We start from the raw sequence: 21207 nt of genomic DNA, 5'->3' as shown, positions 1-21207 counted from the left end.
ACCTCCACCGGCCCCTCCCACCCGGCGACCCCCGCCTCCGCGCACCCCACCAGCCGATCCCGCAACCGCTCCGCCGCCCCCCGCCGATCCCGCCACCATCCGTCCGGCACGGACCCGACGACATTCGCGGCATCGATGACGACAAGGGGCACACTCAACTCGGCCATGGGAGAAGCGTCGCACGCGCCTCCCCACCACCACCGGCCCCTCCCACCGGCCCCCGCCCCCGCACGTCATAAAGTGAGCCCGTGAACGGCGACTGGCTCCTCCGCGGCCGCGACGGCCGGCTCAGCGTCTACCAACTCTCCGAGGACTCCGTCCTCTGCCGGGCGGAAACCGTCCCCTCCGGCGCCTGGGACGCCCCTCGCCGGGTCGGCGGCGACCAGAAACTGCACCCCGTCCTCGCCGTGGGGCAGGGCGCCGACCGCTACGCCCACCTCGTCTCCTGGCGCCCCACCGTCCGCGGCGAGTCCGGCCTCGTGCACTCGACGCACTTCCGGCCCGCGCTGGCCGCCCTGGACTGGGCGCCGATCGGCCACCCCAACAAGAGCGGCAAGGTCACCGGAGCGCCGGCGGTCGCCGTCGACGCGCAGGGCCGTGCGCACGTCTTCGTCCGCAACAAGGGCGGCGGACTGAGCATGATCGCCCAGAAGGAGAAGGGCGGCTGGGACCCGTGGCGCGACCTCAAGGGCCGCGACCTGCACGACGACCTGGTGGCGGTGACCACCCGGGCGGGGCTTGTGGAGGTGTACGGCACCGTCCCGGGCGGAATCGTGTGCTGGCGGCAGCCGGAGGCGGGGGCGCGGCCGGTGCCGGACGACTCGTTGCGGATTCCGGTGCGGCCGGGGACGCTGCGGCCACTCGCGACCTCCGACGAGCACGTCACCGTGTTCTTCGGCGACGAGCACGGGAATCTGTGCGCGTGGCGTTCCGGCGGGAAGCCGATGGTGCTGTTGCCGGCGGCGGGTCCGGGGCCGGTGGCGGCGGTGGGATGCGAACTGGACGGTCACCCCTGCACGTTGCTGGCGCAGCGGGCGGCGGGGAGCGGGCGGGTGGCCTTCGCGGCGTATCCGGCGGAGGAGGAGTCGGCGGGGGCGTGGTGGACGGAGTCGGGGGACGCGGTGGGGGCGGATGCGGGGGTCGCGCTCGCGGAGGACGAGGCGGGACGGGTCGTCGCCGCGACGCTGTCCCCGGCGACGGGGGAGCTGCGGATGACGCGTCGCAAGGCGGAGCCGGGGCTGGCGCTGGAGGCGTGGCGGACGTTCTAGTTCTCTTCGCCGGCCAACCGCCGGTGGTGCTGAGCCCCGTGCACCCCGTGCGCCCCGCGTCCCTGAAGGAGGCGCGGAGTGTGACCTTCGACGCTCCCGGCGGGGGGACTGGGCAGCATGGTTACCCGTAAGTAGCATAGACTCTGAGCGCACGCTCAGCGTGCCGCGGCAGTGCCATCCCGCACCCTGGAGGAGAGCCATCGTGCCTCGTACCGTCAGGGACGTCGTCTTCGTCGACGGCGTCCGCACCCCGTTCGGCAAGGCGGGCCCGAAGGGCATCTACCACGAGACCCGCGCCGACGACCTCGTCGTGAAGGCGATCCGGGAGCTGCTGCGCCGCAACCCCGGCCTCGACCCGCAGAAGGTCGACGAGGTCGCCGTCGCCGCCACCACGCAGATCGGCGACCAGGGCCTCACCATCGGCCGCACCGCCGGCATCCTCGCGGGCCTGCCCACCTCCGTCCCCGGTTACTCCATCGACCGCATGTGCGCGGGCGCCCTGACCGCCGTCACCACGGTGGCCGGCTCCGTCGCCTTCGGCGCGTACGACGTCGCCATCGCCGGCGGCGTCGAGCACATGGGCCGCCACCCGATGGGCGAGGGCGTCGACCCCAACCCGCGGTTCGTGAGCGAGAAGCTGGTCGACGAGTCCGCCCTGTTCATGGGCATGACCGCGGAGAACCTGCACGACCGCTACCCGAGCATCACCAAGCGGCGCGCCGACGAGTACGCCGTGCGCTCCCAGGAGAAGGCCGCCAAGGCGTACGCCAACGGCAAGATCCAGGCCGACCTGGTGCCGATCTCCGTACGCCGCACCAGCCCCGAAGGCGGCGAGACCGGCTGGGGCCTGGTCACCGCCGACGAGCCGATGCGCCCGGGCACCACGCTGGAGAACCTGGCGAACCTCAAGACCCCGTTCCGCGTGCACGGCCGGGTCACCGCGGGCAACGCGGCCGGCCTCAACGACGGCGCCACCGCCTCCGTCATCGCGAGCGAGGAATTCGCCCGCGAGAACGACCTGCCCGTCAAGATGCGGCTGGTCTCCTACGCCTTCGCGGGCGTCGAGCCCGAGGTCATGGGCTACGGCCCGATCCCGGCCACCGAGAAGGCGCTCGCCAAGGCGGGCCTGTCGATCTCCGACATCGGCCTGTTCGAGATCAACGAGGCCTTCGCCGTCCAGGTCCTCGCCTTCCTGGAGTACTACGGCATCGCCGACGACGACGCCCGCGTCAATCAGTACGGCGGCGCCATCGCCTTCGGCCACCCGCTGGCCTCCTCCGGTGTCCGGCTGATGACCCAACTCGCCCGCCAGTTCGAGGAGCAGCCGCACGTCCGCTACGGCCTGACCACCATGTGCGTCGGCTTCGGCATGGGCGCGACGGTCGTCTGGGAGAACCCGCACTTCGAGAACGCCGGAGGCGACAAGTGAGCACCACCGCCGACCTGTTGAAGCGCGCCGCCGAGCTCTTCCCGGACGAGGTCGTCACGCAGGCGCACGTACGCCACTTCGACCTGCCCCTCACGGAGTCCGACAGCGGCTCCGCCGCGGGCGGCCGTTTCGCGCTCATCACGCTCGACAACGGGCACGACCACACCAAGCCGACCACCCTCGGCCCCCAGTCGCTGGCGAACTTCGACGCCGCGATCGACCAGGTCGAGAAGGAGGCCGCCGACGGCGAGATCGTCGGCGTAGGCGTCACCGGCAAGCCGTTCATCTTCGCCGTCGGCGCCGACCTCAAGGGCGTCGAACTGCTCGGCAGCCACGAGGACGCGCTCGCCATCGGCAAGGGCGGCCACGACGTCTTCAAGCGGCTCTCCCAGCTCGCCGTGCCGACCTTCGCGTACTACAACGGTGCCGCGATGGGCGGCGGCGTCGAGATCGGCCTGCACTGCGCCTACCGCACGGTCTCCGCGGCCCTCCCGGCGTTCTCGCTCCCCGAGGTCTTCCTCGGCCTGGTCCCCGGCTGGGGCGGCTGCACGCTGCTGCCGAACCTGATCGGCGCCGACAAGGCCGTCTCCGTCATCATCGAGAACAGCCTCAACCAGAACAAGCAGCTCAAGGGCGCGCAGGTCTACGAACTCGGCATCGCCGACGCGCTGTTCGAGGGCGCCGACTTCCTGGAGCAGTCGCTGATCTGGACGGCGGCCGTCCTCAAGGGCGAGATCGCCGTCGACCGTCCGGTGATCGACCGCGGCGAGGGCTGGGACCAGGCCGTCGCCAAGGGCCGGTTCATCGCCGACTCCAAGGTGCACGGTGCCGCACCGGCCGCCTACCGCGCCCTCGACATCATCGCCGCCGCCAAGAACGGCGACCTCCAGCAGGGCTACGACGCCGAGGACCAGGCGCTCGCCGACCTCATCATGAGCGGCGAACTCCGTTCCGGCATCTACGCGTTCAACCTCGTCCAGAAGCGCGGCAAGCGCCCCGCGGGCGCCCCGGACAAGAACCTGGCCCGCCCGGTCACCAAGGTGGGCGTGGTCGGCGCCGGCCTGATGGCCAGCCAGCTCGCGCTGCTGTTCCTGCGCCGTCTGGAGGTGCCGGTCGTGCTGACCGACATCGACCAGGAGCGCGTCGACAAGGGCGTCGGCTACGTCCACGCCGAGATCGACAAGCTGCTCGGCAAGGGCCGCATCAACCAGGACAAGGCCAACCGGCTCAAGGCCCTGGTCACCGGCGTCCTCGACAAGGCGGAGGGCTTCGCGGACGCGGACTTCGTCATCGAGGCCGTCTTCGAGGAGATCGGCGTCAAGCAGCAGGTGTTCGCCGAGGTCGAGGCGGTCGCCCCGGCGCACGCGATCCTGGCGACCAACACCTCCTCCCTCTCCGTCACGGAGATGGCGTCGAAGCTGAAGAACCCCGAGCGGGTCGTCGGCTTCCACTTCTTCAACCCCGTCGCCGTCCTGCCGCTCCTGGAGATCGTCCGCGGCGAGCAGACGGACGACGCCTCGCTGGCGACCGCGTTCGCCGTGGCGAAGAAGCTGAAGAAGACCGCCGTCCTGGTCAAGGACGCCCCGGCGTTCGTCGTCAACCGGATCCTGACCCGCTTCATGGGCGAGATCCAGAACGTCATCGACGAGGGCACGCCGGTGCCGGTGGCGGAGAAGGCGGTGGAGCCGCTCGGCCTGCCGATGTCCCCGCTGGTCCTGCTGGAGCTGGTCGGCCCGGCGATCGGCCTGCACGTCTCCGAGACGCTGCACCGGGCCTTCCCGGACCGCTTCACCGTCTCGCCGAACCTCAAGGCGGTCGTCGAGGCCGGCAAGCGCGGGTTCTACGTGTACGACAGCGGCAAGCCGGAGCTGGACCCGGAGGTCGCCGCGCTGCTCAAGCAGGGCGACGTCGTCCTGACGGAGGAGCAGGTGCGGGCGCGGGTCCTGGACGCGGTGGCCCAGGAGATCGGGCTGATGCTGGAGGAGGGCGTCGTCGCCGAGGCCCAGGACATCGACCTCTGCCTGATCACGGGCGCGGGCTGGCCCTTCCACCTGGGCGGCATCACGCCGTACCTGGACCGCGAAGGCGTCTCCGACCGGGTCAACGGTTCCCGCTTCCTCGCCCCCGGCGTGGCCAGCGTCCCCGCGTAACCCAGGATTGCGCAGTTCCCCGCGCCCCTATGAGGGGCGCGGGGAACTGCGCATCTTTTTGGGGGTCCGGGGGCTTGCCCCCGGGGACGGGAAGGGTAGGGGCGGCGGGGGCGAAAACCCTCCTGCGCGAACTCCCATGCCCATACCCACACCCCGGCCGAAGATCTTGGCGTGATCTCGTCGGTCGGGGACCGGCCGGGAAGGGGCCGGTCAACCCACCGAGCGCAGCGCCTCCACCAGCACCGGCCCCACCAGCCCCACCTGCCACGCCCGCGCCCCGTACCCCGCGAGCGCCTCCGCGACGGACTCCCCGTCCACCACCCGCGGCGGCTCCCAGCACACCCGCCGCACGGTGTCCGGAGTGATCAGATTCTCCGGCGGCAGATTCAGCTCCTCGGCCCGCGCCGAGACAGCCGCCCGGGCCGCACTGAGCCGCGCGGCCGCCGCCGGATCCTTGTCCGCCCACGCCCGCGGCGGCGGGGGCCCCGTCACCGCCTGCCCCGGCTGCGGCAACTCCGCCTCCGGCAACGCCCGCGCCCGGTCCACCGCACTCTGCCACTGCTCCAGCTGCCGCCGCCCCATCCGGTGCCCGAACCCGTTCAGCCCGGCCAGCGCGTGCACGTTCGGCGGCAGGGCGAGCGCCGCCTCGACGATCGCCGCGTCGCCGAGCACCTTGCCCGGCGACACGTCCCGCCGCTGCGCGATCCGGTCCCGCGTCTGCCACAGCTCCCGCACCACCGCCATCTGCCGGCGCCGGCGCACCTTGTGCATCCCGGACGTCCGCCGCCAGGGGTCCTTGCGCGGCTCGGCGGGCGGCGCGGAGGCGATCGCGTCGAACTCCTCCAGGGCCCACTCCAGCTTGCCCTGGCGGTCCAGCTCCTTCTCCAGCGCGTCGCGCAGGTCGACCAGCAGTTCGACGTCGAGCGCGGCGTACCGCAGCCAGGGCTCGGGCAGCGGGCGGGTCGACCAGTCGACGGCGGAGTGCCCCTTCTCCAGGACGAAGCCGAGGACGTTCTCCACCATGGCGCCGAGTCCGACCCGGGGGAAACCGGCCAGCCGTCCGGCCAGCTCCGTGTCGAACAGACGGGTGGGGCGCATGCCTATGTCACGGAGGCAGGGCAGGTCCTGGGTGGCGGCGTGCAGAACCCATTCGGCGTCGGCGATCGCCGCGCCGAACCCGGAGAGGTCGGGGCAGGCCACGGGGTCGATCAGGGCGCTCCCGGCGCCCTCGCGGCGCAGCTGGACCAGATAGGCGCGCTGGCCGTAGCGGTACCCGGAGGCGCGCTCGGCGTCGACGGCCACGGGGCCGCTGCCGGCGGCGAAGGCGGCGACCACCTCGGCGAGCGCGGCCTCGTCGGCGATCACCGGCGGAATGCCCTCGCGGGGTTCGAGCAAGGGGACCGGGGCCTGAGCCGCAGCGGCTCCGTCATTGTCCGGAGGGGCGCCCTCCGCGGTGCGCAGGGGGCTGTCTGCTGCGGTGTCTTGGGCGTCGGTCACCTGTCAAGGGTATCCGTGGATGCACCGCACCCGCCGACGGAACGTTCCGTCGGCGGGTGCGGGAGGGGCGTAAACCGGTCAGGTACGGGACGAGACCGGTCGCCCGGGTGACTTTCCGGCCGGGAGTCCGGGCGGCCGTACCGTCGGCCGGCCGGTCAGTGGATGATCCCGGTGCGCAGTGCGACCGCCACCATGCCGGCCCGGTCGCCCGTGCCGAGCTTGCGGGCGATGCGGGCCAGATGGCTCTTGACGGTGAGCGCCGACAGGCCCATGGAGACGCCGATCGCCTTGTTCGACTGGCCCTCCGCGACCAGCCGCAGCACCTCCACCTCGCGCCCGGACAGCTCGCGGTAGCCGCCCGGGTGGCTCGGGGCGCCCGGGGGGCGCCGGTGCATACGGGTGGCGCCGAGGGGGGAGACGCCGGGCCGGGCGGGGAGTCCGAGGTTGGTGCGCGTGCCGGTGACGACGTAGCCCTTGACGCCCCCGGCCAGGGCGTTGCGGACGGCGCCGATGTCGTCGGCGGCGGACAGCGCGAGACCGTTGGGCCAGCCGGCGGCGCGGGTCTCCGACAGCAGGGTCAGACCGGAGCCGTCGGGGAGGTGGACGTCGGCGACGCAGATGTCGCGAGGGTTGCCGATTCGGGGACGGGCCTCCGCCACGGACGACGCCTCGATGACGTCACGCACTCCGAGCGCCCACAGATGGCGGGTGACGGTGGAACGGACCCGGGGGTCGGCCACGACCACCATGGCGGTCGGCTTGTTGGGGCGGTAGGCGACCAGGCTTGCGGGCTGCTCGAGGAGAACGGACACCAGGCCTCCTGGGAGGTGGGGGGTGGGGACGGGGCCGGCTTCGGGGTTTAAGCCGGGACGAACCGTGCTTTCAGGGTCACAGTCGTCTTCGGCAGTGACGGGGGGCTCCTTTAGAGAATGATCACGATTTGGTGAGTAACAATCCGTGCAATTCGGACGCGCGATCGATCACCCGAAGATCGAATCGGGTCGCTGGTGAGTCGATAGCTGTCGGAAAGTGGTCGTATCGACAAAACGTGAGGTGTCATATCGACAAATTGAGGTGCCGGGTGGGGTGACACGGCGGACGGCGGAACCGCCGCCGGGCGGCATGCGGGCGCACACGAGAGAAGAGCCGCACGGAGTGTGCGGCTCTTCGGGTGGGCGGAGCGGTGGGCGTCAGCGGGGCTGGGGGCCCCGGCGCTGGGGGAGGGTCACCACGGAGGCGTCGGACGGACCGGCCGGCGGCAGGCCGGCGACCTGGCAGAGCAGGTCGCCCCAGGCGGCGAGGTGCGCGGCGGTGTCGGGGACCCCGCCGAGGCCCTCGCGGGGCGTCCAGGAGGCACGGATCTCGATCTGCGAGGCGGCGGGACGCTGCCCCAGGCCGCCGAAGTAGTGCGAGCTCGCCCGGGTGACCGTGCCGCTGGGCTCGCCGTACGACAGGCCGCGGCCCTGGAGCGCGCCGGTCAGCCAGGTCCAGCAGACGTCCGGGAGCAGCGGGTCGGCGGCCATCTCCGGTTCCAGCTCCGCGCGGACGAGGGTCACCAGGCGGAAGGTGCCCTGCCAGGCGTCGTGGCCCGCGGGGTCGTGGAGGAGGACGAGACGGCCGTCGGCCAGGTCGTCGTCGCCCTCGACGACGGCGGCCTCCAGGGCGTGGGCGTAAGGGGCGAGCCGGCGGGGGGCCGGGGTCGCGGAGAGCTCGATCTCCGGTCGCAGCCGGGCGGTGCGCAGGGCCTCGACGGCCGCGCGGAAGGGGGGCGGGGCCGTCTGCATCGCTTTCCGGTTCTCCTCCGTCGTGTCGTCCCTTCCGCCAGCGTCGTCCGACAGTCGTCCCTGAGCCGCAGCCATGCGGGGAAGATTAAGGGGAAGTGCGGGCTCGTGCGGGGAGGGACACCCGGGCGGCGGTGTCCGGGGGCGCTTTTGCGCCCCCTCCGCCCTTGCTCTTTCCCCTCCACCAGGCGCTCCGGCCCCTCCGGCCCCGGACGTGCGCGTGGGGCGGGTGGGGGCGCGGCCCCCGGCGTTCCGGGGGAGCCGCGCATGGGAGACTGGGGCGTGTGAGTGCCATGGACCAACGCCCCGCGCCGGGCGGCCAGCCGTCAGCGACCGACCCCGCAGTCAAGGAGTCCGCCTTCCTGAAGGCGTGCCGGCGGGAGCCCGTGCCGCGCACCCCCGTGTGGTTCATGCGGCAGGCCGGCCGGTCCCTGCCGGAGTACCGCAAGGTGCGCGAGGGCATCCCGATGCTGGAGTCCTGCACGCGGCCCGAGCTGGTCGCGGAGATCACCCTCCAGCCGGTCCGCAGGCACCACGTCGACGCGGCGATCTACTTCAGCGACATCGTCGTCCCGCTGAAGGCGATCGGCATCGACCTCGACATCAAGCCCGGCGTCGGCCCCGTCGTCGCCCAGCCGATCCGCACCCGCGCGGACCTCGCCCAGCTGCGCGACCTCACCCCCGAGGACGTCTCCTACGTCACCGAGGCCGTCGGCATCCTCGTCCGAGAGCTCGGCCCGACCCCGCTCATCGGCTTCGCCGGCGCCCCCTTCACCCTCGCCAGCTACCTCGTCGAGGGCGGCCCGTCCCGCAACCACGAGCACACCAAGGCGCTCATGTACGGCGACCCGCAGCTCTGGGCCGACCTGCTGGACCGCCTCGCGGTGATCACCTCCGCCTTCCTGAAGGTGCAGATCGAGGCCGGCGCCTCCGCCGTCCAGCTGTTCGACTCCTGGGCCGGCGCACTCGCCCCCGCCGACTACCGCCGCTCCGTGCTCCCCGCCTCCGCCAAGGTGCTCGACGCCGTCGCCGGGTACGGCGTCCCACGCATCCACTTCGGCGTCGGCACCGGCGAGCTGCTCGGCCTGATGGGCGAGGCCGGTGCGGACGTCGTCGGCGTCGACTGGCGCGTCCCGCTCGACGAGGCCGCCCGCCGCGTCGGCCCCGGCAAGGCGCTCCAGGGCAACCTGGACCCCGCGATCCTGTTCGCCACGCCGCAGGCCGTGGAGGCCAAGACCCAGGAGGTGCTGGACGTGGCCGCCGGCCTGGAGGGCCACGTCTTCAACCTCGGCCACGGCGTGCCCCCGACCACAGACCCGGACGCGCTCACCCGCGTCGTGGACTACGTGCACACCCACACCGCGCGCTGACCCCGCGCCCGCACCCCCGGGCCGACGGTCTTTCCCGCGGCACCGATGGTATTCGGCAGCGCCTTGCAGCATTATTGGTGCATAACTTCCCACGGGGAAGTGGGTGCCGCGGAGGTGCGCGGCGCTCACGGGCGAGAGGAGTGGCGGATGGCGACGACGACAGCGACACAGCAGAGGGCGCGGGCCAAGGTGGACTACGACGCCTTCGTGGCCGCCTGCCCCAGTCGCCAGTTGCTCGACCGGCTCTCCAACAAGTGGGTCACCCTGATCATGGCCGCGCTCGGCAGCGACAGCGCGCACGGGCCGGGTGCCGTCTGCGCCGGCGAGCCGCGGGCGATGCGCTACTCGGAGCTGGCCCGCCTGCTGGCCGGCGTCAGCCAGAAGATGCTCACCCAGACGCTGCGCTCGCTGGAGCGCGACGGACTGGTGACCCGCACCGTGGTGCCGACCGTGCCCGTGACGGTCTCGTACGAGCTGACCGGTCTGGGTCTGTCGCTGTACGAGACGATGCGTGGTCTCAAGGCCTGGGCCGAGGCGCACATGGACGACGTGCTCACCCACCGCGAGAGCTACGACACCCGCGTCGCCTGAGCGAGCACCGCACCGGACAACGTGCCGTCGCTGCCCCCGGCCGACGCCGTTGCCCGTGTGACTCCGGATTCTTCGGCGCCTCGACCGGCGGTCCGGACGGCGGCGAAGCCGCCCGGACCGCCCTGCTCTCACTTCCCGAGTGTGCGGGCGAGCCAGCGGTCGATGAGGTGCGTGGTGGTGTCGGCGTTGCGCTGGAGCGCCAGGTCGTGCCCCGCGTCGCGGACGGTCACCACGTCGGCGTCGGGGCTGGCGGGGTAGGACCTGGGCTCCGCGGCGACGGCCTCGTCGCGCTGGTCGGGGTCGAAGAAGAAGGTGTCGTGCTCGCCGACGACCGACAGGACCGGGACGTCGACCCGTCTGCCGAAGGCGGCGCTGTTCGCCTCCGTCTGGAAGTCGGCCACCTCTCCCGGGGTGGCGGTCTGCTTGGTCTCCTCGTCGGCCCCGATGGTGCTCAGGTCCGCGTCGAAGGGCCAGTAGAACAGGTGGCGCAGGCCGTCCTGGCTGGTGAGGTAGCCGGACGGCACCGGGTGCGCGGCGAACCGGGGGTCCTCGGCCGCCGGCTGGATCAGGGCACTGAACAGTCCGCCGGCGACACCGGAGTGGTGGAGGTACCCGGTCGCCGCGACCGCGTCGACGTCCTTGTAGGTGGCCGCTTCCTGGAGCGCGACGGCGCTGCCCAGGGAGTGGCCGACCAGCACGACGGGCAGCTTCTTGTAGGTGGCCTTGAGACGGGTGACGAGTTCGTGCACGGTGAGGGCGTGGACCGTGTTGTCGAGGTCGTCTGCGGGCGGACGGCTCGACCTGCCCGTTCCCAAACGGTCGACGGCGACCGTGATCCAGCCGTCCCCGGCCGCCCGGCGGGCCTGCGAGACCCAGCCGCGGCTCGTTCTCAGGTCGAAGTAGCTGTGGTCGTAGGTGACGCCGGGAATCATGACCTGGATGCCGCGGGCGGGTCGACCTCTCGGCTCGTGGACCACCGCGCTCAGCGTCTGGTCGGCCCGGCCGCCGGCCGTGAGCGAGACGTGCTGGGTGATCGTGTGGCGTTCGAAGGGCCGGGACTCGTTGGTCGCGGCGGCCTGACCCGGTGCGGGAAGGATGCCGGCAGCGACGACGGAAACGGGCACGAGGGCGAGGGCCGCGCGACGGACCGCGCGACTTCGGAGTGTGGCAAGGGCCACGGAATCCTCCTGCGACTGTGGCGAGTGGGAGAAAGGGTGTGCTCCGGTGCTCCGGCCGGCGGCTTCCGGGCGCCGTGGCGCACGTCCCCCACGGGTTCGGCCCGGTGCCTTCGGAGCAGCGGGCAGCGGGCACGGGGGAGTGGGAAGCCGGTGAGATGGGTGGCGCCCCGGCCCGGTGCGGACGGCCGTCCCGGGGAAGGCCGTGCCGGGCGGGCCGTGCGGTGGGGGCCGGACGGTCGGGATCGTCAGGCCCCCACCGGCCGGACGGTCGGGACCGTGGCGAGGCGGTGTCGTCCGCGGTCGCTCCCGCACTCGGCCGGAGAACGTCCGAGGGCCCGCCCCGTGCCGTACGGAGAGGACCCTCGAGCGGCGTTGTCAGCGGCCGATCCGGTCCAGCTCGGCGACGTCCTCGTCGGAGAGCGGGAGAGCCGCGCCCGCGACGTTCTCGCGCAGGTGCGCCACCGACGAGGTACCGGGGATCAGCAGGATGTTCGGTGACCGTCGCAGCAGCCAGGCCAGGGCGACCGACATCGGCGTGGACTTCAACCGGTCGGCGACGGCGGTGAGCGCGGAGGACTGCAACGGGGTGAAGCCGCCGAGCGGGAAGAAGGGCACATAGGCGATGCCCTGCTCGGCGAGCTCATCGATCAGCTCGTCGTCCTGGCGGTGGGCGAGGTTGTACATGTTCTGCACGCACACGATCGGCGCGATCGAACGCGCCTCGGCGACCTGTTCCGCCGTGGCGTTGCTCACGCCGAGATGCCGGATCACTCCCTGCCGCTGGAGCTCGACGAGCGTCTCGAACGCCTCGGCGAGCGAACCGGGCTGGGGCCCCTCGGCGTCGCCGAGCCGGAGGTTGACCAGGTCCAGCGTCTCGACCCCGAGGTTCTCCAGGTTGTGCTCGACGGCCCGGCGCAGGTCGTCGGGCTTGCGGGCCGGAGGCCAGCCTCCCTGCTCGTCACGGTTCGCGCCGACCTTTGTCACGATGTGCAGCGAATCCGGGTACGGGTGCAGCGCTTCACGGATCAGCCGGTTGGTGACGTGCGGCCCGTAGGCGTCGGCGGTGTCGATGTGGGTGATGCCGAGGGCGACCGCCTCGCGCAGGACGGCGAGTGCGCCGTCGTGATCAGCCGGCGGGCCCATGACCCAGGGGCCGGCGAGCTGCATGGCGCCGTAGCCGAACCGGGTGACGGACAGGTCGCCCAAGGCCCAGGTGCCACCGGGAAGCGAGGCGGGGAACGTACTCATGACTCTGCCTTTCGAATCGGGCGTCAGAGGTGCCTGACAGCGCCTTGCACCATATTCGGAAAGTAACTCTCCAATGAGAAGAGGGCACTTCAGAGTGCGTAAGGCACCCGCTGGTGAAGGACGTGGCAGGCGGCGGCCCGGTGGCGGGACGGGGGCCTCACGCCTGTGCGGCCGGCCCCCGCGGAGCTCGTCGGGCCCGGCGGCCGAAGAGGATGCCGCGCGGCTCCGGCGGTGGGGGAGTGCCGCGTCTGAGCGGCCAGGCGAGAAGCATGCCGACCGCGAACCCGACCACGTGGGCCACGTAGGCCACGGCGCCGGCGTCGGAGACGCCCCGGCCGGCGGAGTAGAAGGCCTGGAGGACGAACCACAGGCCCAGGACGATCCAGGCGGGCAGGCGCAGCGGCAGGAAGATCAGGAAGGGAACGAGGACCCAGACGCGGGCGCGCGGGTACAGCACCAGGTAGGCGCCGAGGACGCCGGCGATCGCCCCGGAGGCCCCGATCAGGGGGGTGGTGGACGAGGGGTCCGTGAGCGCGAACCCGTACGCGGAAGCGTAGCCGCACACGCCGTAGAACAGCAGGTAGCGCAGATGGCCCAGCCGGTCCTCGACGTTGTTGCCGAAGATGTACAGGAACAGCATGTTGCCCAGCAGGTGCAGCCAGCTGCTGTGCAGGAACATCGCCGTGAACACCGACAGCGGCGGCGACTTGTCGTAGTCCGGCGGCGCCGCCAGACACGCCGTGCCGTGCGGCCCCCCGGCCACCTCGCCCGTCGGCACGAGATGCGGCATCTGGTGGTGGATCAGCTCTCTGGGCACCGCCGCGTAGTGGTCCAGGAACGCCTGTAGATGGCACAGCTGCGCCACGTCGCTCTGTCCGGCCACCGCGCCCGACAGACCGGGGGTGAGCAGGAACACCAGGAAGTCGGCCGCGATGAGCGCATACGTCACGTAGGGCGTGCGGCGCGCCGGGTTGACGTCATGGACGGGGATCACCACAAGGAAGTACTGCCCGGGACGGCCCCGGCGAACCGGTGAACGCGGCCGTACGCCCGTGCGTATGACTCCTCGACCGTCCAGGGACGACGTGAGGAACGAACGATGAACGACCGAGCCATCCCCGCGATGCACGCCCTGCCCGACGGCGAGGCGGAGATCGCGCTCGTACTGCGTCTGCCGTGGGAGGACGTCGCCCGGCTCGGCCAGGAGGCGGGGCGGCTCGCCGCGCAGATGCAGCGGCCGGTGACGTTGGACGAGGCGGTCAGTCATCGGTTGCGGTCGGTGCGGGGGGCGGCGCACGCACGGGCGACGGCGGCACCGGCCGCGTCTTCCGCCTCCGCGGCGTCCGTCTCCTCCGGGTCCGTGTCCTCGCTGCCGCCGAGGCCGCCGGCGGAGCCGGTGCGGGGGAGCGGGGAGTCCGCGTAGGGCGCCTTACAGCTCGGGGGCGCGCACGCCCCCCGAGTTCTCAGGCGCCCCGCGCCCGCACCGCCGTCGTTGCCTTGCGGGCTGCGACGAGGACCGGGTCCCAGACCGGGGAGAACGGTGGGGCGTAGCCCAGATCCAGCGCCGTCATCTGTTCGACCGTCATGCCCGCGGTGAGGGCGACCGCGGCGACGTCCACCCGCTTCGCGGCCCCCTCGCGGCCGACGATCTGCGTGCCGAGGAGCCGGCCCGTGCGGCGCTCGGCGAGCATCTTCACCGTCATGGGGGCCGCGCCCGGGTAGTAGCCCGCGCGGCTGGACGACTCGATGGTGACCGTCACGTATTGCAGCCCCGCCCGCCGCGCGTCCTTCTCCCGCAGCCCGGTGCGGGCGATCTCCAGCGCGCAGACCTTGCTCACGGCCGTGCCGACGACCCCCGGGAACGTGGCGTAGCCGCCGCCCGCGTTGGTGCCGATGACCTGGCCCTGCTTGTTGGCGTGGGTGCCCAGCGCGATGTGCCGCTCGCTGCCCGAGACCAGGTCGAGGACCTCGACGCAGTCGCCGCCCGCCCAGATGTTCTCGTGGCCGCGCACCCGCATCGCGAGGTCGGTGAGCAGCCCGCCGTGCGCGCCCAGCGGCAGCCCGGCCGCCCGCGCGAGCGCCGTCTCGGGGCGCACGCCGATGCCCAGCACCACGACGTCCGCCGGGTACTCCGTGCCCCCGGCCACCACGGCCCGCGCCCGCCCGTCGGCACCGGTCAGCACCTCGGTGACCTCGGCGTCGTTCACCATGGTGATGCCCATGCCCGCCATGGCGTCGTGCACCATGCGGCCCATGTCGGGGTCGAGCGTGGCCATCGGCTCCGCGCCCCGGTTGAGGACGGTCACCTCGTAGCCGCGGTTGATGAGCGCCTCCGCCATCTCCACGCCGATGTACCCGGCGCCGACCACCACCGCGCGGCGGCCCTCCGTCGCCGCGAGCGTGTCGAGGAGGGCCTGGCCGTCGTCCAGGGTCTGCACGCCGTGCACCCCGGGGGCGTCGATGCCGGGCAGCTCGGGGCGGACGGGGCGGGCGCCCGTGGTGATCACCAGCTTGTCGTACGACGTCCAGGACTCGGCCCCGGAGTCCGCGTCCCGGGCGCGGACCCTGCCGCCCGCGACGTCGATCTCCGTGACCTCGGTGCGCATCCGCAGATCGATGCCGCGGGCCCGGTGCTCCTCGGGAGTGCGGGCGATCAGGTCGTCCCGGTCGGTGACGTCGCCGCCGACCCAGTACGGGATCCCGCAGGCCGAGAAGGAGGTGAAGTGGCCGCGCTCGAACGCCACGATCTCCAGGCGGTCCCGGTCCCGCAGGCGGCGCGCCTGCGACGCGGCGGACATGCCCGCCGCGTCGCCGCCGATCACGACCAGTCGTTCCCCGCCGCCCCTGTCCGGGCGCGTGCCACTCATGCTCATGCGGACACGCTACGGGGGCGGGGGAGCCGACCGTGCGGCGGGCCGGACGGTCGACTCCCCGTGGGATCCGCGCGTGTCAGTCGCCGTCGGCCGGGGCGGGCGGCGCCGTCGGCAAGGTGCCCGGGGAGGTGGCCGCCACCGGGGCGGGGCGGCGGGGGAGGCGTGGGCGGACGAGCCGCGTCCAGACCAGCGCCCCCAGGGCGATCACCGCGGCGAACGGCAGCAGCGCGCCGACGGCGAGCGCGATCCAGCGCAGCAGGGTCAGGAACACGTCCCAGCCGCCGGCGAGCGCGTCCAGGAACCCGGGGCCGTCGTCCCCGGCCGCCTTCTTCGCCGCCGCCGGGGCCCCGGTGAGGGAGAGCGTGATGGTGGCGAGGCCCACCCGGTCCTTCAGGGAGGCCTGCTGGGCGAGGAGCGCCTCCAGATCGGCCTCGCGGCTGCTGAGTTCGCCCTCCAGAGCGACGACGTCGCCGAGCTTGTCCGCCCGGTCCATCAGCTCGCGGATCCGGGCGACGCTGGCGCGCTGCGACTTCACCCGGCTGTCCACGTCGACGACCTGGTCGGTGACGTCCTCCGCCTTGGCGGTGCGGTGGAGCAGGACGCCCGTGCCCTGGAGGTCGCCGAGGACCTCGTCGTACTTCCCGGCCGGCACGCGCAGCACGACACGGGTGTGCTCGTGGCCCTCGGCGTCCCGGCGCGTGGTCTCGTCGCCGACATAACCGCCCGCGTCCTCGGCGGCCGTACGGGCGGTGCCGAGCGCCTTGGGCACGTCCTTGACGCGCACGGTGAGGGAGGCGGTGCGGATGATGCTGCCGGCGGTGAGCTTCGGCGCCTTGGAGGCGGTGCCGGCGCCCGCCGCGTCGCCCTTGGCGGCGCCGCTGCCGGCCGCGCCCTGCCGCTGTGCCTCCGCGCCGGACGCGGCGGCCTTGTCGCCGGCCGCGCCCGAGTCCCCGGAGCCGGCACCGCAGCCGGCCAGCGCGAGCGCGGCGGCCAGCAGCGCGACCGCCGGCAGCCGGCGAGGGCACCGGGCGCGGGTACGGGCGTGCTGGTGTGCGGAACGTGAGGTGGTACGCATCTGGGAGCCCCCCGGAGTGTCGACGTGCGAGTTGCTACTTCGACGTACGTCCACCCGCAAACGTTGGCCGACAGGCGTACCGAACCCATCACGGTCCGGCCTCGGCCCGGACACCGGGGCGGGGGAGAAGGGCCGGCCGGCCCCGCGTCGCCGGGCCGGTCGGCACGGTCGCCGAGGGCCGGCCGGCCCCTTCCCCGCGCGGAACGGCCCCCGGGGCGAGGGGCCGGGCCGGGTTGTCGGTGGGGTCTGAGAGGGTGGAGGCATGAGCGCAGAGGAGGCCCGTGCGCAGGCCGGGCATGTCGTCGTCATCGGGGGCGGGATCGCCGGACTGGCCGCCGCGCACCGGCTGCTGGACCGCGGCGCGCGGGTGACGGTCCTGGAGGCCGCGGGCCGGGTCGGCGGCAAGCTGCTGCCCGGCGAGATCGCCGGCGTCCGGGTCGACCTCGGCGCCGAGTCGATACTGGCCCGCCGCCCCGAGGCGGTCACCCTCGCCCGCGAGGTCGGCCTCGGCGGCCGCCTGACACCGCCCGCCACCGCCTCCGCGTCGATCTGGACCCGCGACGCCCTGCGCCCCATGCCCAAGGGCCACGTCATGGGCGTCCCCGGCACCGCCGCCGCGCTGTCCGGGCTCCTCTCCGCGGAGGGCCTCGCCCGCATCGAACGCGACGCCGACCTGCCGCCCACGGAGATCGGCGACGACGTGGCCGTCGGGGAGTACGTGGCGGCCCGTCTCGGCCGCGAGGTCGTCGACCGCCTGGTGGAACCGCTGCTCGGCGGGGTCTACGCGGGCGACGCGTACCGGCTGTCGATGCGCTCCGCCGTCCCCCAGCTCTTCGACGCCGCCCGCACCCACACCTCCCTGACGGCGGCCGTCCGCGAGATCCAGGACCGTACGACCGCCGCACCCAAGCAGGGCGGCCCGGTGTTCACCGGCATCGAGGGCGGGGTCGGCCGGCTGCCGCTCGCCGTCGCCGAGTCGGTACGGGCACGCGGCGGCGAGATCGCCACCCACACCCCCGCCACCGCGCTGCGCCGCACCGCCGACGGCTGGCGGGTCACCGCGGGGGAGCGGGAACTGGCCGCCGACGCCGTGGTGGTGGCCCTGCCCGCCGGGCCCGCCGCCACGCTGCTGCGCGCCGAGGCGCCCGCCGCCGCGGCCGAGCTGTCCGGCGTCGAGTACGCCTCCATGGCGCTGATCACCCTCGCCTACCGCCGCCGGGACGCCGCACTGCCCGAGGGCAGCGGCTTCCTGGTGCCCCCGGTCGACGGCCGCGCGATCAAGGCCGCCACCTTCGCCTCCCGCAAGTGGGGCTGGATCGCCGAGGAGGACCCCGAACTGCTGGTGCTGCGCACCTCGGTGGGGCGGTACGGCGAGACGGAGATCCTCGGCCGGGACGACACCGGCCTCGTCGAGCTCTCCCGGCGCGACCTGCGCGCGGCGACCGGCCTCGCGGCCGAGCCCGTCGCCACCCGGGTCACCCGCTGGGACGACGGCCTGCCGCAGTACCCGGTCGGCCACCACGCGCGCGTGGCCCGCGTCCGCGCGCACCTCGCCGCCCTGCCCGGCCTCGCGGTCTGCGGAGCGGCGTACGACGGCGTCGGCATCCCGGCGTGCGTCGCGAGCGCCCACGCCGCCGTGGAGCGGCTCGGCGCCCCTCTCGCAGGAGTGCGGGAACTCACCGCGCACCCGGTGCCAAGTGCCCAGGCCGGAGCAGGAGAATAGCCCCATGAGTGACGACGCACCCACCACCGAGCCCGCCCGCATCCCGAACAAGGGCAAGCTGGCCAAGGACCTCAACGAGGTCATCCGCTACACCCTGTGGTCCGTCTTCAAGCTGAAGGACGTGCTCCCCGAGGACCGCGCCGGGTACGCCGACGAGGTCCAGGAACTGTTCGACCAGCTCGCCGCGAAGGACGTGACCGTCCGCGGCACGTACGACGTCTCCGGCCTGCGCGCCGACGCCGACCTCCTGATCTGGTGGCACGCCGAGACCGCCGACCAGCTCCAGGAGGCGTACAACCTCTTCCGCCGCACGAAGCTGGGCCGCGCGCTGGAGCCGGTGTGGTCGAACATGGCGCTGCACCGCCCCGCCGAGTTCAACCGCGCGCACATCCCGGCGTTCCTCGCCGACGAGACCCCGCGCGACTACGTCGCCGTCTACCCGTTCGTGCGCTCCTACGAGTGGTACCTGCTGGCCGACGAGGACCGTCGCCGGCTGCTCGCCGAGCACGGCAGGATGGCCCGCGACTACCCGGACGTGCGCGCCAACACCGTGGCGTCCTTCGCCCTCGGCGACTACGAGTGGGTCCTCGCCTTCGAGGCCGACGAACTGCACCGCATCGTCGACCTCATGCGCCATCTGCGCGGCTCGGAGACCCGCCGCCATGTGCGCGAGGAGGTTCCGTTCTTCACGGGCCGCCGGAAGGATGTCGCGGAGCTGGTGGCGGGACTGGCCTGAGGCCACGGATCAAGGGGGCGGCGTGTCCCGGGTCCCGCGACGCGCGGGGCCGGGGCTACCGGTGGGTGAACGCCGCCCTCAGTTCCGGTTCGCCGAGCGCCCGGGTGCCGCGGACGGCGACCAGCGCCAGCTCCTGGTCCGTCCCCTCGGCGGCCACGGCCGCGGCGAGCAGCCGCTGACCGGCCGGTGAGGCCCACCGCGTGTACGGATGGGCCTCCACCCGGGCGATCGCCAGACAGCTGACGCTCAGCAGCAGCGGCAGTGCGAACCACAGCGCGACCAGCCAGTCGGCCGCGCCGCCGTCCTCCGGCATCAGCAGCGCGACGGCGCCCAGCGCCACCACGGCCGCGGCGGCGGCCCGCACCTGGCGCACCGCGCCCGCCACCGTCGTCCGCGCCCCGTCCCCGTCCGGCACCGCGAGCCCCGCGGCGGTCAGCCGGCCGGCGAGGCCGCGCACGGCGTCCGCGGCGGCGGCCGCCCTGCGCACCGGGGCGATCCGGGACTGGCCCTGTGGCCCTATGGCCGCCAGCACCGACCGTTCCAGCTCGTCCTCGGGCTCCGGGTCCACGACCGTCACCCAGCCCGTGTGCGCCAGCAGCAGCCGGCGCCCGCGCGCCATGGAGACGAGGGTCAGATCGACGACCCTGGTGGGGCCGCCGGACAGGAACGCGGCCTCGTAGAGGGTGAGTTCGCGTGGCTCGTCCCGCTCCCGGCCGGCGGCGCCGGTGCTCCGGGCGGTCTCGGTCCCGGCGGTCTCGGTCCCGGCGGAGGTGACGACAGCGGTGGCCGCGCGGACCGCGGCGAGGCAGAGCCGCGCGCAGGCCGTGCCGGCGGCGCACCAGGCCAGGAGCAGCAGGAGGACCGAGACCATGGCGTTGATCCAAGACCAACCGGCCGGTCACCGCCATGGGGTTCTCACGATGCGGACGGCACGGGCGGTGCGGGGGCTTCCGCGGGTGGTTCCGCAGACGGGGACGACATGACGTCAGTGGGCGAGGAGGCGGCGGGCCGCGCGGGTGAGGCGGGCCGGCGGGGTGGGGCCCGCGCGCTCCAGCCACCAGCGACGCAACCGGCGGCGCGCCCGTGCGCCCACCGCCCCGCCGCCGTCCAGCACATGCTCCGCGAAGTCCAGCGCGTCCCGCCGGTACCCCCCGTCCATCGGCCGCAGCTCCGCATACGCCAGGAACGCCGCCCGGTACCCCTCCCCCAGAATCTCCGGCAGCTCCGGTGCCACCTTCGCCACCACCCCCGCCCGCTTCGCCGCCAAGGCCCGCGCCTGCACCCCGACCCGGACCGCGTCGAACCCCTCCGGCACCGCCGCCCCCGCGACGAGCGCGGCCAGCAGCGCGGTCTCCGCACGCCCGACCCGCTCCCGGGCGGCGTCGGACGCGGTGGCGGGACCGGCGCCGGAGAGGCGGCCGGCAGCAGGGGCCGCGGTGACGGCAGTCGTCCTCGCCCCCCTCTCCACCGCCTCCCCGATCGCCCGCAGTTCCCCCTCCAGCTCCGCCCCCGACGGAAAGTCCTCGTCCCGCTCCAGCAGCACCCCCGGCGGCCGCACCCGCGCCGCGAGGTCGGCCAGGATGTCGAGGACCCGCGCGGGCACCGGGTGCGCATGGCTGTCGTGCCAGACACCGTCCCGCTCGTAGCCGCCCGCCACATGCACGTACGCGATCGCCTCGACCGGCAGTTCGTCGAGCGCCCGCGCCGGATCCTCGCCCCGGTTGACGTGATTGGTGTGCAGATTGGCCACGTCGATCAGCAGCCGCACCCCCGTGCGGTCGACGAGGTCGTACAGGAACTGGCCCTCCGTCATCTCCTCGCCGGGCCAGGCCAGCAGCGCGGCGATGTTCTCCACCGCGAGCGGCACCGGCAGCGCGGCCTGCGCGATCCGTACGTTCGCGCACAGCACGTCCAGCGCGTCCCGGGTGCGCGGCACCGGCAGCAGATGGCCCGCCTCCAGCCGCGCGGAACCGGTGCCGGGGCCGCCCGCGCGGACGAACGCGATGTGCTCGGTGACCAGCGGCGAGCCCAGCGCCTCGGCACGCTCGGCGAGGGCGGTCAGCCGGGCCTCGTCGGGCCGGTCGGCGCCGCCGAGACCGAGGGAGACGCCGTGCGGCACGACGGTCACCCCGCGCTCGCGCAGCCGCAGCAGCGAGTCGGGCAGATGGCCGGGGCAGAGGTTCTCCGCGACGGCCTCGACCCAGTCGATGCCCGGCATCCGCTCCACGGCCTCCGCGATCTCCGGCCGCCAGCCGATCCCCGTCCCCAACCGCTCCATCCCCGGCCCC

The 21207-nt window shown here is 73.7% G+C and carries 18 protein-coding genes and 1 pseudogene; 8 read left to right on the top strand and 11 right to left on the bottom strand.

Going from position 1 to position 21207, the window contains the following annotated elements:
* Positions 1-167 (bottom strand): annotated as a pseudogene (locus IO29_RS39660) (NTP pyrophosphohydrolase); the annotation flags it as partial.
* An 81-nt stretch (positions 168-248) separates the two neighbouring features.
* Here IO29_RS39660 and IO29_RS23830 point away from each other — a divergent pair.
* The 3 genes from IO29_RS23830 (at position 249) to IO29_RS23820 (ending at position 4847) form a co-directional block, all read left to right on the top strand.
* Positions 249-1268, top strand: a complete 1020-nt coding sequence (locus tag IO29_RS23830; RefSeq protein ID WP_030381370.1) for a PLL family lectin — start codon at positions 249-251, stop codon at positions 1266-1268.
* Between the two features lie 202 nt (positions 1269-1470).
* Positions 1471-2697 carry a thiolase family protein gene (locus IO29_RS23825; protein WP_030381369.1) on the top strand — a complete coding sequence of 409 codons (1227 nt, stop codon included), beginning with the start codon at positions 1471-1473 and terminating at the stop codon, positions 2695-2697.
* Positions 2694-4847, top strand: a complete 2154-nt coding sequence (locus IO29_RS23820) for a 3-hydroxyacyl-CoA dehydrogenase NAD-binding domain-containing protein (RefSeq protein WP_030381368.1) — start codon at positions 2694-2696, stop codon at positions 4845-4847. Before IO29_RS23825 ends, IO29_RS23820 begins: the two co-directional genes overlap by 4 nt.
* A gap of 210 nt (positions 4848-5057) precedes the next feature.
* Here IO29_RS23820 and IO29_RS23815 read toward each other — a convergent pair whose 3' ends face one another.
* The 3 genes from IO29_RS23815 to IO29_RS23805 all read right to left on the bottom strand — a co-directional run bounded on the left by IO29_RS23815 (position 5058) and on the right by IO29_RS23805 (position 8203).
* Positions 5058-6344 (bottom strand): HRDC domain-containing protein, encoded by a 1287-nt coding sequence (locus IO29_RS23815; protein ID WP_030993946.1) that lies wholly within the window; start codon positions 6342-6344, stop codon positions 5058-5060.
* Positions 6345-6499: 155 nt separating this feature from the next.
* Positions 6500-7156 carry a response regulator transcription factor gene (locus IO29_RS23810; protein ID WP_030381366.1) on the bottom strand — a complete coding sequence of 219 codons (657 nt, stop codon included), beginning with the start codon at positions 7154-7156 and terminating at the stop codon, positions 6500-6502.
* 378 nt (positions 7157-7534) lie between these two features.
* On the bottom strand, positions 7535-8203 hold the full coding sequence (locus tag IO29_RS23805; protein WP_030381365.1) for a DUF3000 domain-containing protein: 669 nt from the start codon (positions 8201-8203) through the stop codon (positions 7535-7537).
* Positions 8204-8418: 215 nt separating this feature from the next.
* Here IO29_RS23805 and hemE point away from each other — a divergent pair, with 215 nt between their 5' ends.
* Positions 8419-9495 carry a uroporphyrinogen decarboxylase gene (gene hemE / locus IO29_RS23800; RefSeq protein ID WP_030381364.1) on the top strand — a complete coding sequence of 359 codons (1077 nt, stop codon included), beginning with the start codon at positions 8419-8421 and terminating at the stop codon, positions 9493-9495.
* A 147-nt stretch (positions 9496-9642) separates the two neighbouring features.
* A complete protein-coding gene (locus tag IO29_RS23795; RefSeq protein ID WP_030381363.1) occupies positions 9643-10086 on the top strand; it encodes a winged helix-turn-helix transcriptional regulator in 444 nt (147 codons plus the stop codon).
* A gap of 128 nt (positions 10087-10214) precedes the next feature.
* Here the strand turns inward: IO29_RS23795 and IO29_RS35690 are convergent, their stop codons facing one another.
* From IO29_RS35690 to IO29_RS23780, 3 genes are all read right to left on the bottom strand, one after another.
* Complete coding sequence (locus IO29_RS35690) at positions 10215-11264, bottom strand: alpha/beta hydrolase (RefSeq protein WP_158709330.1); 1050 nt, start codon at positions 11262-11264, stop codon at positions 10215-10217.
* A 375-nt stretch (positions 11265-11639) separates the two neighbouring features.
* Positions 11640-12512, bottom strand: a complete 873-nt coding sequence (locus IO29_RS23785) for an aldo/keto reductase family oxidoreductase (protein WP_030381362.1) — start codon at positions 12510-12512, stop codon at positions 11640-11642.
* Positions 12513-12669: 157 nt separating this feature from the next.
* On the bottom strand, positions 12670-13509 hold the full coding sequence (locus IO29_RS23780; RefSeq protein WP_030381361.1) for a rhomboid family intramembrane serine protease: 840 nt from the start codon (positions 13507-13509) through the stop codon (positions 12670-12672).
* Positions 13510-13611: 102 nt separating this feature from the next.
* Between IO29_RS23780 and IO29_RS23775 the strand changes: the two genes are divergently transcribed.
* Positions 13612-13935, top strand: coding sequence for a hypothetical protein (locus tag IO29_RS23775; RefSeq protein WP_030381360.1), 324 nt, complete (start codon positions 13612-13614; stop codon positions 13933-13935).
* Positions 13936-13975: 40 nt separating this feature from the next.
* On the opposite strand, the gene IO29_RS23770 is transcribed toward IO29_RS23775, so the two are convergent.
* Entirely contained in the window at positions 13976-15385 is a 1410-nt protein-coding gene (locus IO29_RS23770; RefSeq protein ID WP_030381359.1) for an FAD-dependent oxidoreductase, read from the bottom strand.
* Positions 15386-15461: 76 nt separating this feature from the next.
* Entirely contained in the window at positions 15462-16460 is a 999-nt protein-coding gene (locus IO29_RS23765; protein ID WP_030381358.1) for a DUF4349 domain-containing protein, read from the bottom strand.
* A gap of 262 nt (positions 16461-16722) precedes the next feature.
* On the opposite strand from IO29_RS23765, the gene hemG reads away from it, so the two are divergent.
* Both hemG and hemQ read left to right on the top strand, forming a co-directional pair.
* A complete protein-coding gene (hemG, locus tag IO29_RS23760; protein WP_030381357.1) occupies positions 16723-18183 on the top strand; it encodes a protoporphyrinogen oxidase in 1461 nt (486 codons plus the stop codon).
* Between the two features lie 4 nt (positions 18184-18187).
* Complete coding sequence (gene hemQ / locus IO29_RS23755; RefSeq protein ID WP_030381356.1) at positions 18188-18919, top strand: hydrogen peroxide-dependent heme synthase; 732 nt, start codon at positions 18188-18190, stop codon at positions 18917-18919.
* A 55-nt stretch (positions 18920-18974) separates the two neighbouring features.
* Here hemQ and IO29_RS23750 read toward each other — a convergent pair whose 3' ends face one another.
* Together IO29_RS23750 and IO29_RS23745 are read right to left on the bottom strand one after the other, a co-directional pair.
* Complete coding sequence (locus tag IO29_RS23750; RefSeq protein WP_030381355.1) at positions 18975-19790, bottom strand: TIGR04222 domain-containing membrane protein; 816 nt, start codon at positions 19788-19790, stop codon at positions 18975-18977.
* A 114-nt stretch (positions 19791-19904) separates the two neighbouring features.
* Positions 19905-21197 (bottom strand): MbnB/TglH/ChrH family RiPP precursor modification enzyme, encoded by a 1293-nt coding sequence (locus tag IO29_RS23745; protein WP_030381354.1) that lies wholly within the window; start codon positions 21195-21197, stop codon positions 19905-19907.
* Positions 21198-21207 lie beyond the last annotated feature (10 nt).

This window comes from Streptomyces sp. NRRL F-6676 (genome assembly GCF_000725625.1).
Taxonomy (GTDB): Bacteria; Actinomycetota; Actinomycetes; order Streptomycetales; family Streptomycetaceae; genus Streptomyces.
The sequence above is the reverse complement of the archived record's forward strand: the minus strand, read 5'-3'. Positions and strand labels throughout refer to the sequence as shown.